This is a genomic window from Martinezella rhizogenes (assembly GCF_027460065.1).
GTDB lineage: Bacteria > Pseudomonadota > Alphaproteobacteria > Rhizobiales > Rhizobiaceae > Agrobacterium > Agrobacterium rhizogenes_C.
In genome coordinates, this window is sequence record NZ_JAPYZZ010000010.1 from 1 (window position 1) to 13842 (window position 13842).

Annotated in this window: 11 protein-coding genes; 5 read left to right on the forward strand and 6 right to left on the reverse strand. The window is 58.5% G+C overall.

Annotated elements, in window-relative coordinates; all coding sequences use genetic code 11:
- Positions 1–561: 561 nt before the first annotated feature.
- Entirely contained in the window at positions 562–1287 is a 726-nt protein-coding gene (gene hutC, locus O8B93_RS16280; protein WP_269710965.1) for a histidine utilization repressor, read from the reverse strand.
- 51 nt (positions 1288–1338) lie between these two features.
- Entirely contained in the window at positions 1339–2685 is a 1347-nt protein-coding gene (locus tag O8B93_RS16285; RefSeq protein WP_269710966.1) for a formimidoylglutamate deiminase, read from the reverse strand.
- A gap of 114 nt (positions 2686–2799) precedes the next feature.
- Between O8B93_RS16285 and hutI the strand changes: the two genes are divergently transcribed.
- The 5 genes from hutI to O8B93_RS16310 all read left to right on the forward strand — a co-directional run bounded on the left by hutI (position 2800) and on the right by O8B93_RS16310 (position 8926).
- Complete coding sequence (gene hutI, locus O8B93_RS16290) at positions 2800–4059, forward strand: imidazolonepropionase (RefSeq protein ID WP_269710967.1); 1260 nt, start codon at positions 2800–2802, stop codon at positions 4057–4059.
- Positions 4056–5600, forward strand: a complete 1545-nt coding sequence (gene hutH, locus O8B93_RS16295; protein ID WP_269710968.1) for a histidine ammonia-lyase — start codon at positions 4056–4058, stop codon at positions 5598–5600. Before hutI ends, hutH begins: the two co-directional genes overlap by 4 nt.
- 207 nt (positions 5601–5807) lie before the next feature.
- Positions 5808–6608 (forward strand): N-formylglutamate deformylase, encoded by an 801-nt coding sequence (gene hutG, locus O8B93_RS16300; protein ID WP_269710969.1) that lies wholly within the window; start codon positions 5808–5810, stop codon positions 6606–6608.
- A 14-nt stretch (positions 6609–6622) separates the two neighbouring features.
- Positions 6623–8296 carry a urocanate hydratase gene (gene hutU, locus O8B93_RS16305; protein ID WP_269710970.1) on the forward strand — a complete coding sequence of 558 codons (1674 nt, stop codon included), beginning with the start codon at positions 6623–6625 and terminating at the stop codon, positions 8294–8296.
- 60 nt (positions 8297–8356) lie between these two features.
- Positions 8357–8926: a HutD/Ves family protein gene (locus tag O8B93_RS16310; RefSeq protein ID WP_269710971.1), complete on the forward strand. Its 570-nt coding sequence runs from the start codon at positions 8357–8359 to the stop codon at positions 8924–8926.
- Positions 8927–8984: 58 nt separating this feature from the next.
- On the opposite strand, the gene O8B93_RS16315 is transcribed toward O8B93_RS16310, so the two are convergent.
- From O8B93_RS16315 to O8B93_RS16330, 4 genes are all read right to left on the reverse strand, one after another.
- Entirely contained in the window at positions 8985–10463 is a 1479-nt protein-coding gene (locus tag O8B93_RS16315) for a M81 family metallopeptidase (RefSeq protein WP_269711104.1), read from the reverse strand.
- Between the two features lie 72 nt (positions 10464–10535).
- Positions 10536–11624: a D-TA family PLP-dependent enzyme gene (locus tag O8B93_RS16320; protein ID WP_269710972.1), complete on the reverse strand. Its 1089-nt coding sequence runs from the start codon at positions 11622–11624 to the stop codon at positions 10536–10538.
- Between the two features lie 31 nt (positions 11625–11655).
- Positions 11656–12051 carry a RidA family protein gene (locus tag O8B93_RS16325; protein WP_269710973.1) on the reverse strand — a complete coding sequence of 132 codons (396 nt, stop codon included), beginning with the start codon at positions 12049–12051 and terminating at the stop codon, positions 11656–11658.
- A gap of 372 nt (positions 12052–12423) precedes the next feature.
- The gene (locus O8B93_RS16330) at positions 12424–13812 is read right to left on the reverse strand and encodes an FAD/NAD(P)-binding protein (protein ID WP_269710974.1); all 1389 of its coding nucleotides are present in this window, start codon (positions 13810–13812) and stop codon (positions 12424–12426) included.
- Between the last annotated feature and the right edge of the window lie 30 nt (positions 13813–13842).

Genomic DNA, 13842 nt, shown 5'->3' on the forward strand with positions numbered 1-13842 from the left:
GAGAATTCAATCTTAACTAAATCACGTCGTTCTGAATCGACGAGAACTCACACCCATCATCATCCGCATCGCTGCGATAATAATGAGGTGTATTCTCTTATCCAAACGTGACCGTCAAAGTCTATTCCAGAGATCCAAATTCCTTCAGACCCCGCAAGCTTCGCCGCCCACGTTTCTCTTTCTTCTCATATTCAATTGTCAAAAAACAGACCACTCAAAGCAGTCAATCAATCAATCCCCGAARCCAYMAGRCCCCGAAACCAACAAGCAWTCMGCTCATCAACTTGATTTWYTTAGAACGAAAGACTTCGTCGCCAGCAGCGCCGCCGCCCTCGTTCAGTGAGCGGACTTATAAGAGATCACCCTCAAACAAGTCAACAGCCCAAATTCGAAAAACTAAAGAAATTATACAAGTGACTGAATTTAAAAGGAAATTTGAGATTTATCGTATAAATTAACGGGTTTTAACGATTTTCGGGCTCGCAAACCGCAGGCATGATGGGCCTTCTCCTATATAGGGTTTCCATTTCGCGATAACAGGCCCACGGGCCTATGCGGATATCAATCTGAAGACGGGCTGAAACGGGCGACCAGCGCATGCGCATTGCCCGGATAGGTGAACCGCACATGGGTGACGGCGCCTGAATTGCTCCAGGTGCGACGCTCCACGACAAGACAGGCCTGCCTGTCGGAAATGCCGAGCAGGCGCGCGATCTCCTTCGATGGCGTCTCAGCGCTGATCCGGTGTTCGGCAGTACTCCATGGAACATGGCCGAGCAGCCAGGGGCCTGGCGCAATTTCGGTAAAATCGGTTTCGGCCGCTTCCGGTACGGCGGCCAGATTGATGAGACGCTGCTCGATACAAAATTCCCGCGCACCCGCGAAATGGATGCAGATGATTTCGAGCAAGTCTGTGCCGACGGAAACATCGAGCCTTTCACGGTCCCCGTTTTTGGCGCTGCGTTTCGTGCATTCCAGGACTTTGAAGCCATAGTCGAGACCGAGCGATTCAACTTCGGCCCCGATGTCATGAATCTGAAGAACGGCGGACTGGATCTGCGGCTGACGAACGAAACTGCCGGATTTCTTGCGGCGTTCGATCAAACCGGCCTTGGCGAGCTGGCCCATGACCTTGTTCACGGTCATGCGCGAACAATGATACTGATCGGCAAGGTCGACCTCGAAAGGCAGCCGATGACCGGGCGGCCATTCTCCCGAAACGATCCGGCCCTCGATGTCGCTGAGGATACGCTGGTGCAGCGTCTGCCCGGCCGATGCTTTCGTCACGTCCGAAATGCCTTTCCCCACTGGCTTTTTTCCGTTGCTGCCGAGGCCATATCAGCTATCGAGGAGTTCGGCCATGACCTTGTTAAAGCGACTGGATATTTCATGGCGATGGATATGCCGGCCGTCCTGCACCAGTTTTTTGCCGCGCACCCAGACCGAATCGACCGCGATGCCGCCAGCAAACATCCACTGATCGAGAATCTGGGATATCGGAAGATAGGAAACGGCGGACACATCAAGAGCGACAAAATCGGCGCTTTTTCCCTGTTCAACACCATTTCGCATGGCCAGTGCCCTGCCGCCGCCTTCGAGCGCCTGCAGGAAGAGTTTTTCACCCGTTGAGCAACCGGCATCGGCGATGACATTGCGCGCCCGAAGTGAGAGGCGCTGCGAATATTCGAGGGTTCGCAACTCTTCCGGCACGGAAATCAGGATATTGGAGTCCGATCCGACACCGTAATGGCCGCCTTCGGCAAGAAAGACCGGGGCCGGGAAGAGGCCGTCACCAAGATTGGCTTCGGTGATCGGGCAGAGACCGGCAACGGCCCCGCTTTTTGCCATGCGCCTCGTTTCGGTTTCCGTCATATGCGTCGCATGGATAAGGCACCAGCGACCATCGACTGGCGCATTGTCCAGCAGCCATTCCACCGGCCGAGCACCGGAAAAGGCAAGCGAATCGTCCACTTCTTTCGTCTGTTCCGCCACATGAATATGGATCGGCCCACCTTTTGCCAGCGGCTCGATGGCTGCCAGTTCGGCGCCGGTCACGGCGCGCAGGCTGTGGGGTGCAATACCGAGGACGGCGCCCGGCAGGCTTTCCACCACGGCTTGCGCGCCCTGCATCAGCTTTCCGTAACTGTCGAGCGAATGGATGAAACGTTTCTGCCCGTCGATCGGCGCCTGACCGCCAAAACCGGAATGGGCGTAAAAGACCGGCAGCAATGTGAGACCGATGCCCGTTTGCGAAGCGGCCGCGCCGATACGCTCGGCCATTTCGGCAATATTGCCGTAATGTGTGCCGTCCCTGTCATTATGCAGATAGTGGAATTCGCCGACCCGGCCGAAACCTGCCTCAAGCATTTCCATATATAGCTGAGCGGCAACCGCCTCGACATGGTCAGGCGTCATGGAGAGCGCGAATTTATACATGACCGTGCGCCAGCTCCAGAAACTGTCGTCACCGGGACCGCGAATTTCGGCAAGCCCGGCCATGGAGCGCTGAAAGGCATGGCTGTGGAGATTGGGCATGGCCGGAACGATGACGGCGTGGCGCTCATCCTGCGGCTGCGGGGAAACGCCGGTTTCGACGGATGAAATGACGCCGTCTTCGCAGATGACGCGAACATCCTTCGCCCATCCACCCGCCAGAAGTGCCGCGCCCGCGTGAATTGCCGTCATGCCACCCTCTCCTTTGGTTCTTTCCGGCAAGGCCATTTCAAACCCGAAATTGCAGCTTGCCAAGCCGATTATTATGTATATACATTTAACTCACAAAGGAAAGGCGAAAAGCAAATGCCAGGGAACAATTCTACGAAGGGAACGGCGACGGGGAACGCCACGGCTTTGTGGCGCAATGCCCGGCTGGCGACCCTTAATCCCGCCATGGATGGCATCGGCGCTGTCGAAAATGCCGTCATTGCCGTGCGGAACGGCCGCATTGCCTTTGCCGGCTCGGTAAGCGATCTGCCCGCCGATTTCTCGACAGCCGATGAGACGACCGATTGCGGCGGCCGCTGGATCACGCCGGCCTTGATCGACTGCCACACCCATCTCGTCTTTGGCGGCAATCGCGCCATGGAATTCGAGATGCGGCTGAATGGCGCCACCTATGAAGAGATCGCCAAAGCCGGCGGCGGCATCGTTTCTTCAGTACGCGACACGCGTGCGCTTCCGGAAGAGGTTTTGGTGGCGCAGGCGCTGCCGCGTCTCGACACGCTTCTTTCCGAAGGTGTTTCCACCATCGAAATCAAATCCGGTTACGGTCTCGACATCGAAACCGAGCTGAAAATGCTGCGTGTTGCCCGCAAGCTCGAGACGCTGCGGCCGGTGCGCATCGTCACCAGCTACCTCGCCGCACACGCGACACCCGCCGACTATAAGGGCCGCAACGCCGACTATATTAACGAAGTCGTTCTGCCCGGGCTGGAAAAGGCCCATGCGGAAGGACTGGCGGATGCTGTGGATGGTTTTTGCGAAGGCATCGCCTTTTCCGTCGCGGAGATCGACCGGGTTTTCGCGGCAGCGAAGCAACGGGGGCTTCCCGTCAAACTGCATGCCGAGCAGCTTTCCAATCTTGGCGGTGCTGCGCTTGCTGCCTCCTACAACGCACTTTCGGCCGATCATCTGGAATATCTCGATGAAGCCGGTGCGAAGGCGCTGGCAAAAGCGGGAACGGTGGCCGTGCTTCTGCCCGGTGCCTTCTATGCGCTCAGGGAAAGGCAGTTGCCACCAATGCAGGCCCTGCGTGATGCCGGGGCCGAAATTGCGCTCGCAACGGATTGCAATCCCGGCACGTCACCGCTCACGTCATTGCTCCTGACCATGAATATGGGCGCCACGCTTTTCCGCATGACCGTGGAAGAGTGCCTGACGGCGACAACGCGCAATGCGGCAAAGGCGCTCGGCCTGCTTGCGGAAACCGGCACGCTGGAGGCCGGAAAATCCGCCGATTTTGCCATCTGGGATATCGAGCGCCCGGCCGAGCTTGTCTATCGCATCGGTTTTAACCCGCTCCATGCCCGTATTTTCAAGGGACAGAAGGTTTCCCCATGACCATGAAAACCATCACACTTCATCCAGGCGCTGTGACGCTTGCCGATCTTGCCGCAATCTACTGGGAAAACGGCACGGCAAAGCTCGATCGTTCTTTCGACGCCGGCATTGAAAAAGCGGCTGCCCGCATTGCCGAAATCGCCGCTGGCAATGCGCCGGTCTATGGCATCAATACCGGGTTCGGAAAGCTTGCTTCCATCAAGATCGACGCCGCCGATGTGGCGACGTTGCAGCGCAATCTCATCCTGTCGCATTGCTGCGGGGTTGGCGCACCGCTTCCTGAAAATATCGTGCGGCTGATCATGGCGCTGAAGCTGGTTTCGCTCGGCCGCGGCGCATCCGGTGTGCGGCTGGAGCTGGTTCGGCTGATCGAGGCCATGCTGGAAAAGGGCGTCATCCCCGTCATTCCCGAAAAGGGTTCGGTTGGCGCTTCCGGCGATCTTGCGCCGCTTGCCCATATGGCGGCCGTGATGATGGGTGAAGGCGAGGCCTTTTATGGGCGCGCACTTCTTCCTGCCGGCACGGCGCTGGCGAAGGCCGGGCTGACGCCGGTGGTTCTTGCGGCAAAAGAAGGGCTGGCGCTGATCAATGGCACGCAGACCTCGACAGCTCTGGCTCTGGCCGGCCTGTTCCGCGCCCATCGTGCAGCACAGGCGGCGCTGATTACCGGGGCGCTTTCCACCGACGCCGCCATGGGGTCGTCCGCGCCTTTCCATCCCGATATTCACAGCCTGCGCGGCCATAAAGGCCAGATTGATGCCGGTGCGGCACTGCGCCGGCTGCTGGAAGGTTCGGAAATCCGCGTCAGCCATATTGAAGGCGACGAGCGGGTTCAGGACCCCTATTGCATTCGTTGCCAGCCGCAGGTCGACGGCGCCTGCCTCGATCTTCTGCGGCAAGTGGCCCGCACGCTGGAAATCGAAGCCAATGCGGTGACCGACAATCCGCTGGTACTATCGGACAACTCGGTGGTTTCCGGCGGCAACTTCCACGCCGAACCGGTCGCCTTTGCCGCCGACCAGACGGCGCTTGCCATTTGTGAAATCGGTGCAATCGCCCAGCGCCGTGTGGCGCTGCTGGTTGATCCCGCACTTTCTTATGGCCTGCCTGCCTTTCTTTCCAAGAAGCCGGGACTGAATTCCGGGCTGATGATCGCCGAAGTCACCTCCGCTGCGCTGATGAGCGAAAACAAGCAGATGGCGCATCCGGCCTCGGTCGATTCGACGCCGACCTCGGCAAATCAGGAAGACCATGTCTCCATGGCCTGCCATGGCGCGCGACGACTGCTGCCGATGACCGAAAATCTCTTTGCCATCCTTGGAATCGAAGCGCTTTCGGCCGTTCAGGGTGTGGAACTGCGCGGGCCGCTGAAAACCAGCCCAGAATTGCAAAAGGTAATTACCGCGTTGCGTGCGGTAGTCCCGTCACTGGAGGAAGACCGTTATATGGCGCCGGATTTGAAGGCTGCGGCGGATCTGATTGCTTCAGGGGCGCTGGTTTCGACGATTTCGGACGGCATTCTGCCGAAGCTGGAGGCTTGAGTTGATGAACGTTTTATCCTCATCCAACTGCACACAGGGGTTACCCCCCTCTGCCCTGCCGGGCATCTCCCCCTCAAGGGGGGAGATCAGATGCCGTGCACGCTCTTTCCATGGGCAAAGTGTTATCCTCTTGCCGATCTCCCCCCTTGTGGGGGAGATGTCCGGCAGGGCAGAGGGGGGTAAGCCCACGGAGAAAAGGGCTGATTGATGAACACACCTTTCTCTCTTCATCAGGGCAGCTCGCCCATCATCCTCGGTCTGCCGCATACCGGAACGGAGGTTCCGCCCGCGATATGGGACTGCCTGAACGACAACGGCAGAATTCTCGCCGATACGGACTGGCATATCCATGAGCTTTATGCCGGGCTTCTCGAAAACGCGACAACCGTGCGGGCAACGTTCCACCGCTACGTGATTGATGCAAACCGCGATCCCTCCGGCGTGAGCCTTTATCCCGGCCAGAACACGACCGGCCTTATCCCGGAAACGGACTTCGACGGAAAGGCCATCTGGAAAACGGGAGCGGAGCCGAACGAAGCCGACATCGCCTATCGCCTTGAAAACTTCCACGCGCCCTATCACGCAGCCCTTGCGGCGGAAATTGAACGGGTGAAATCCATCCATGGCATCGCCATTCTCTATGATTGCCATTCGATCCGCTCGCATATCCCCTTCCTGTTCGAGGGAAAGCTGCCGGATTTCAACATCGGCACGGATATGGGCAAGACCTGCGATCTGACGATCGAGACAATCGCCGTCGAGGTGACCGCAGCAGCAGAGGGCTATGACAGCATTCTCAACGGCCGCTTCAAGGGCGGCTGGACGACGCGCCATTACGGAAAACCGGAGACCGGCGTGCATGCCATTCAGATGGAGCTGGCGCAGTCCACCCATCTTCAAAACGAGCACCCGCCTTTTGCCTATGACACGGGCAAAGCCGAACGGCTTCGCAGCCATCTCAAGACCATTCTCACGCGCATGGAAAAATTTGCGCTCGACACGAAATGATAAGGGGAAAGCACATGAACAATCCACGCCACAATATTCGCGACGTCCGCGCACCACAGGGCACTGAACTCAATGCCAAAAGCTGGATGACGGAAGCGCCGCTGCGCATGCTGATGAACAATCTCGACCCTGACGTCGCCGAACGCCCGCATGAGCTGGTGGTTTATGGCGGCATCGGCCGCGCCGCCCGGACCTGGGACGATTTCGACCGCATCGTCGCGACGCTGAAGGACCTGAACGAGGACGAAACCCTCATCGTGCAGTCCGGCAAACCGGTCGGCGTGTTCCGCACCCACAAGGATGCGCCACGCGTCCTGATCGCCAATTCCAATCTGGTGCCGCATTGGGCGAACTGGGATCATTTCAACGAGCTGGATAAGAAGGGCCTTGCGATGTACGGCCAGATGACGGCCGGTTCGTGGATTTATATCGGTACGCAGGGCATCGTGCAGGGCACCTATGAAACCTTTGTCGAGGCCGGTCGCCAGCATTATGACGGCAACCTGAAGGGCAAGTGGATCCTGACTGGCGGTCTCGGCGGCATGGGCGGCGCACAGCCGCTGGCAGCCGTCATGGCCGGCGCCTGCTGCCTCGCCGTCGAATGCGACGAGACCCGCGTCGATTTCCGCCTGCGCACCCGTTATGTCGATGCGAAGGCACATACGCTGGACGAGGCGCTGGCGCTGATCGACCAGTGGACAAAGGCGGGCGAGGCAAAATCCGTCGGCTTGATCGGCAATGCCGCGGAGATCTTCCCGGAACTTTTCCGCCGCGGCATCCGTCCCGATATCGTCACCGACCAGACCTCGGCGCACGATCCAATCCACGGCTATCTGCCCGCCGGCTGGACCGTTGCCGAATGGCGCGCCAAGCAGGAAAGCGATCCGAAGGCCGTTGCCGCTGCCGCCCGCGCCTCGATGAAGGTGCATGTTCAGGCCATGGTCGATTTCTGGAATGCCGGCGTTCCAACGCTCGATTACGGCAACAATATCCGCCAGGTCGCCAAGGATGAAGGGCTGGAAAACGCCTTCGCCTTCCCGGGCTTCGTGCCGGCCTATATCCGGCCGCTCTTTTGCCGCGGCATCGGGCCGTTCCGCTGGGCCGCCCTTTCCGGTGATCCGGAAGACATCTACAAGACTGACGCCAAGGTGAAGGAACTGCTACCCGACAACAAGCACCTGCATAACTGGCTGGATATGGCGCGCGAGCGCATTGCGTTTCAGGGTCTGCCGGCGCGCATCTGCTGGGTTGGGCTTGGTGACCGCCATCGCCTCGGGCTTGCCTTCAACGAAATGGTCAGGAACGGTGAACTGAAGGCGCCTGTTGTCATCGGCCGCGACCATCTCGACTCGGGCTCCGTCGCTTCGCCCAACCGCGAGACCGAAGCCATGAAAGACGGTTCGGATGCCGTTTCCGACTGGCCGCTTCTTAATGCGCTGCTCAACACCGCATCCGGCGCGACTTGGGTTTCGCTGCATCACGGCGGCGGCGTCGGCATGGGCTTCTCGCAGCATTCCGGCATGGTCATCTGCGCCGATGGCACTGACGATGCCGCACGCCGGCTGGAACGGGTGTTGTGGAATGACCCGGCAACCGGCGTTATGCGCCATGCCGATGCGGGTTACGACATCGCCGTGGAATGCGCCAGGGAGCAGGGCTTGCGCCTGCCCGGTATTCTCGGCAATTGATCCTCCCATGGCCGGAGATGGAAACACCATTTCCGGCCGATCCTTCGAGAGATGGAAAACATGACCCTGCTGCGCGCAAGCGACTACAAGCGTATGCCCTGGAAAAACGGTGGTGGCGAGACGGTGGAAATCGCCATTTTTCCAACCGGTTCTTCCGTGGAGGATTTCGACTGGCGCATCAGCATGGCGACGGTTGCGAATGACGGGCCGTTTTCGATCTTTTCAGGCATTGACCGTACCCTCTCTATTCTTCACGGAAACGGTATGGCGCTTGCAATTTCGGCTGGCGATCCCCTGTTACTGACAAAAGAAAGCCCGCCCCTGCCCTTTCCGGCGGATGTTCCGGTTTACGCGACCTTACCGGATGGCCCGATTACCGATCTGAACGTCATGACCCGGCGCTCAACCTTTCATCACGTCGTGGAAAGGCATTCCGGGTCGTTTTCAGGTGAAGCAGCCGGAAACACCACACTTGTTCTCGCACTGGGACCTCTGACGGTCTCCACCGGCAACAGTAAGAACCGTCTGGAAAAGCTCGATGGCCTGCTGATCGAAGCCGGTTTGCCGTTCGTCATCGAGGCGGATCAGAGCGAAAACGCGTTTTTCCTGATCACGCTCGAGCGTATCTGACGTCTTTCCAGACCATGCGCGGCGCTTGCGCCTAGACAAGGCGCAACCGGCGTTCACCTCAATCCAGACCCAGCGGATCAGCCACGCGCGGCCAGAGTTCAAGGCTCGCCTTGCGATAGGGCGTTTTCGCCGGATCGGTCGGATAGGACGTCGGAGCCGCTATATAAACGATCTCGGAGGCCACGGGCGCAAAACCGGCGTGGAAATGGTTGGTCGATTTGACCAGCAGCACATCCTTTTTCGCGAAATCGATGCCGAGATTAGAAAAGATATCCGGCTCATAAGTCTGCGTCCGACTGGTGATGAGGATGATGTCGATGTCAGTGCCGAGCGGCCGGACAACTGCGGTGCGACCCAGTGTTACCCGGCTGTTGCGGAAACTCTGCCAGCCGGCCTCGGCCGTGCGCATCACCTTTATGCGGAAATCAAGCGGCTCGCCGCCTTCGGGACTGGATTTGCCGCCGATGCGCAGATCGATCTCCGCCCCCTCGCCCGCGGCGTGACAGAAAGACACCGCAATCGGATCCCAGATCGTCGCGACGGCAAAATTGTCCATGCCGCGCGCTACCATGCGCCGTAGAATATGAGTGGCGTCGCCTGCAACACCACCGCCAGGATTATCCCATATGTCCGATACGACGACCGGCTTTCCGGGATTGTTGCTGCGAAGGTTGAGAACGAGGTCAAGGCCCGATTCCGTATCCAGCATCGGCATCGCCGTCAGCTTGCGCATGGCATAAAGCTCCTGGCCGAGTTTTTCGGCCAGCGCATCACCCTTTGCCTTGTCATTGTCGGTTACGACAACGATCCGCGTTCCCATATCCGGCACGTCGCCGGCCATGAAACCGTGAATGACGGAAATCGACAGGATGCCCTCCTTGCCCTCGATCGCCTTCAACCGATCGACGTAGGAACGCATCGGCTCACGACTGGTCGGATAAATAGTGATCATGCGGCAATCAAAAGTAGAGATGACCGGGCTGATCTCTCCCCGGAGCGTGCGCAGCGCCATTTCCACAACATGCTCACCGCGCTCTTCGAAATCCGTATGCGGAAATTCCAGAAACGTCGCCATGATATCGAGATTTTTGACCCGAAGCGCCGTCAGATGACTGTGGGGATCAAACTCCGCCGCGACCAACACATCCGGCCCGACCATGGCGCGAATGCACGACAGGAAATCGCCTTCCGGGTCGTCATAACCCTGGGCCACCATGGCGCCGTGCAGGCCAAGCACGACGGCATCCACCGGCAGAGCGGCAGCAAGCTCGGCAAGAATGGTGTCTCGCAACGTTTCATAGGTCTGACGTTGGATGAGGCCCGCGGGTTCCGCCCAGCAGGACGTCCCTTCGATCACCGTAAACCCTTCCGCCTTGCCACGGCGACGCAGAATAGGCACAGGCGACGAGCAAAGCGTCGGCGTTTCCGGATGCTCCCCCGGCCCGGCATAAAAAGCCGCGCGAAATGCGTCCATATCCGTCGGGACGGGTGAGAACGTATTGGTTTCAGTGGCTAGCGACGCCGTGAAGATGCGCATGTCTTTCATTTCTCGTTGCCGGTATCTGCATTCCCGCAGCTTCCGATTCGTAATTTACTTAGTCGGGTAATTTTACCAGACTGTTCCCCGGGCCGCGATCTCTTCAACCCGCGTTACAACGCCGTTTCGATGAAACACCATCCGGTCGAAAAGATTGCTGACGACGCAGGTGTGGTTCGGTACGACCTGGACCACATCACCGATTTCAGGCCGTCCGCCGCTGCAGCCGGATAGATCGACAACCGCATGTTCTTCCGAAAGCGAGATGATTTTTGCACCCTCATAACCCTCGATCAGCCCATAATCGCTGAAACCCAGAAGATCGGAGGTCAGGGCCTTGGAGCCGCTATCCAGCACGGCCCGGTCGGCCGTGGGTCTTGATACGACAGTGGCGAGAACATGCATGGCGAGATCGCCAGCGCTGCAATGCCCTGCACGCAGCATCGAACGGTCATTATAGACATAGGTGCCGGCCCGATGTTCGGTGGCGGAGGGAACGAGATGGGCGGAATAGAAATCCGGCGAGCCGCCGCTGGATCGAACCGGGCATTCAATGCCCTTAGCGGCGAGCAACGCCATTGTTTCGCGAATGAAGTTTTCCACCGTTTCGGCGCCGCCCGGTGCCGGATAGGTCAAAATGCCCTGGAATATGAGACCCGGTGCCGCGACGATCTGTTCCGCAAGCGCCAATGCCGCCTCCGGCGTCTGCACACCGCAGCGCTTGCCGCCCGTATCGCATTCGACCAGAACGGCAAGCGGGCTTGCCGTATCAAATGTACCGGCAAGGCCGGTAATCGTCACGGCGCTATCGGCCACGACACTCAGCCTCCCGATGCGGGCATTCAGCGCTTTCAACCGCGAAAGCTTCGCCGCACCGACAATATTGTAGGTGATCAGGATATCCTCGAAACCGGCATCCGCGAAGACCTCCGCCTCGCTGACCTTCTGGCAATTGATGCCGATCGCACCCGCCTGAAGCTGCTGTTTGGCAATGGCGGGTATCTTGTGCGTCTTGATATGCGGCCGGAAGGCCTTGCTGTGCACATCCAGATAGGATTGCGCCCTGAGGATATTGGCGGCGAGCCTGTCCTCATCAATGACGGGCATGGGCGTCGAAATCGCATTGAGGGCTGTGCCCGCATCAGGCCAGGGATAGCTCATTGTCTACTCGCAGAGTTGCAAAATCAGGGGCTTAAGCCAGCGGTTTATAAGCGATAACGTCCATTTCCACCTTGGCATCCACCATCAGCGGCGACTGCACGGTTGAACGCGCCGGCGGATGATCGATGAAATATTTCTGGAAAACAGCGTTGAAGCTCGAGAAATCCCGGGCATCGTCCAGCCAGACATTAACCTTGACCACATCGGCCAGCGTACAATCTGCGAGCGCCAGAACATCCCTGATATTCGCGACCACCTGCTCGGTCTGCGCGACGATCCCGCCGGTCACGACCTCGCCATCGACGGTTGGCACCTGGCCCGAGACGTAAACGAAATCGCCAGCCCGCACGGCTTTGGCAAATGGTCGACGCTGCCCGCCAGCCTGATTGTCCGCCGTCTCGTATCTTACCAGCCTTTGATTTTCCACGCATCCTCGCAAATTATTTTCATAAATCCTGAATATACCGTGCTTCATAGCCGATTTTACCATGCATTTCCATAAGTGATGTAAATTATTTAGCAAATGGGCGTTCGTATACGCATCCTACCACAGATGCCGGGCTTTTAGTTGCAGTCATAAAATACCGCGGTTCGCCTGCTGCAAGCAGGCTCTATATCAAGAGGCGTTGCCTTCCAAGACGACGCGCGGCCTGCCCGATGTCTTCGCTTGCCACTCTCTATTCCGTGACCCGTATCTTGCAAGTGTCCAGCGCGTAAGCACGAAAAGTTTGCCGCGGCTAACGTGGTGCGAGATGCCGTACGGCCATGGCCTATATGTTTAGACAGAGCCTCAAGCCACTCAACCTCGCGCGGAAATCCGGTGCATTGTCGAGGCGACTCTTTCGGTGACGATCTGCGCAATCTTCTGCGCCTGCACGCGAATATCCGGAACAGCGGTTATTTCCCAGAAGCGGCCCGCGGTCAGCGCACCAGCAGCAAAAAGACCGGACCAGCTTTCCCCATCCTTCCGTAACAAACGAGACTGCTCGTCCACCTCGACCCCCAGCCCGAAGGGATCGAGCAAAAGGACCCCATCATCCCGCATGGTCTCGAGAAGTCGCGAATGGCCGATGCCAGCCCGCTCCATGCCGGTGCAGTTAACGACCCAATCGACCTGCAACTCTTTCAATATCTGCGTATGCCTGCGGCGATAACGCACCGCAATCCCGTCTACCTGTTCATCAATGGAGCGAAGGTAACCCGCATGGATCTCCAGAACACCGTCCGAAAGCAGTTTTGCGAAAGCACCGGAAACTTCGGGCGCGATGCGGTGCCGGTGAATATTCCACCATGGCAGGGCGTGTCGAAGAAAGCGGCTGCGCTGCTCGGCGGAAAGGCTCTGCCAAAGCATCTGCGTTCTTGGCCTTAAACTATCCATCACGGCGCGCCAGGGCTTTCCGTCTTTCACTTGCCTACGCAGAGTCTGCAATAGCCCGCTGAGTTCCATTGTGCCTTCGAGGAAGTGTATTTCCGCAGGAGGCGATGGAGGGCTGACATGCGGGTGCGGCACCAATCCGCGACGGGACAGGACATGGATCGGCCCCTGATGCCCCTTCCCGCGCAGGGTTAGAACCTGATCAATCATCGTCAGGCCTGAACCCAAAATACAGATGCGATCACCCGCTTTCACCTTGGACAGCCATCCGGGCTGCCAGCAATGGCTGATGATGCGGCGCGGCTCACCTTCATCCTTCGCAACAGTTTGCCCCGGCAAACTGGCCGAGCCGACGCCGAGGCATAAAATTACGTTCTTCGCATGCAGCTGCTCGTCATTTTCCAGGACAAAGGAAAAAACACCAGAATGGTCCGGCCGACAGGCCGAGGCCTTTGCCCGGATGAAATCCACCCTCGCCCGTTGCTCCCTGCTTCTCAACAAGTTTGCCAACCTGTCTCGGAGATAGAGGCCGTAGTCACCGCGCGAGGCAAAAGCCAGAGGGTCTGTGGTGATACCGTTCTCCGTCAGCCAGTCGACAAAATCATTGGGCCGATCGGGAAAGACGCTCATTCTTCTCGCCGGCACATTTAGCCGGTGATAGGGCAGCTCCGTGCGATAGGCAGTGCCACGCCCAAAATCCGATTCATCACCGACGATGGCAATCGAGGCCTCCGCCGGCAACGAAGACAAAAGATGCGCGGCGGTACAGATGGCCGAGAAACCCGACCCGACAAGAGCGACATCATAGGACATGCGTTTCCTCCAACCTGCGACAGTCTAAGA

Bases quoted from the DNA above. Each gene is read 5' to 3' on its own strand.
- O8B93_RS16310 (WP_269710971.1), top strand. From the start codon at position 8,357: ATGACCCTGCTGCGCGCAAGCGACTACAAGCGTATGCCCTGGAAAAAC.
- hutG (WP_269710969.1), top strand. From the start codon at position 5,808: ATGAACACACCTTTCTCTCTTCATCAGGGCAGCTCGCCCATCATCCTC.
- hutH (WP_269710968.1), top strand. From the start codon at position 4,056: ATGACCATGAAAACCATCACACTTCATCCAGGCGCTGTGACGCTTGCC.
- hutU (WP_269710970.1), top strand. From the start codon at position 6,623: ATGAACAATCCACGCCACAATATTCGCGACGTCCGCGCACCACAGGGC.
- O8B93_RS16315 (WP_269711104.1), bottom strand. From the start codon at position 10,463: ATGCGCATCTTCACGGCGTCGCTAGCCACTGAAACCAATACGTTCTCA.
- O8B93_RS16320 (WP_269710972.1), bottom strand. From the start codon at position 11,624: ATGAGCTATCCCTGGCCTGATGCGGGCACAGCCCTCAATGCGATTTCG.
- O8B93_RS16285 (WP_269710966.1), bottom strand. From the start codon at position 2,685: ATGACGGCAATTCACGCGGGCGCGGCACTTCTGGCGGGTGGATGGGCG.
- O8B93_RS16330 (WP_269710974.1), bottom strand. From the start codon at position 13,812: ATGTCCTATGATGTCGCTCTTGTCGGGTCGGGTTTCTCGGCCATCTGT.
- hutI (WP_269710967.1), top strand. From the start codon at position 2,800: ATGCCAGGGAACAATTCTACGAAGGGAACGGCGACGGGGAACGCCACG.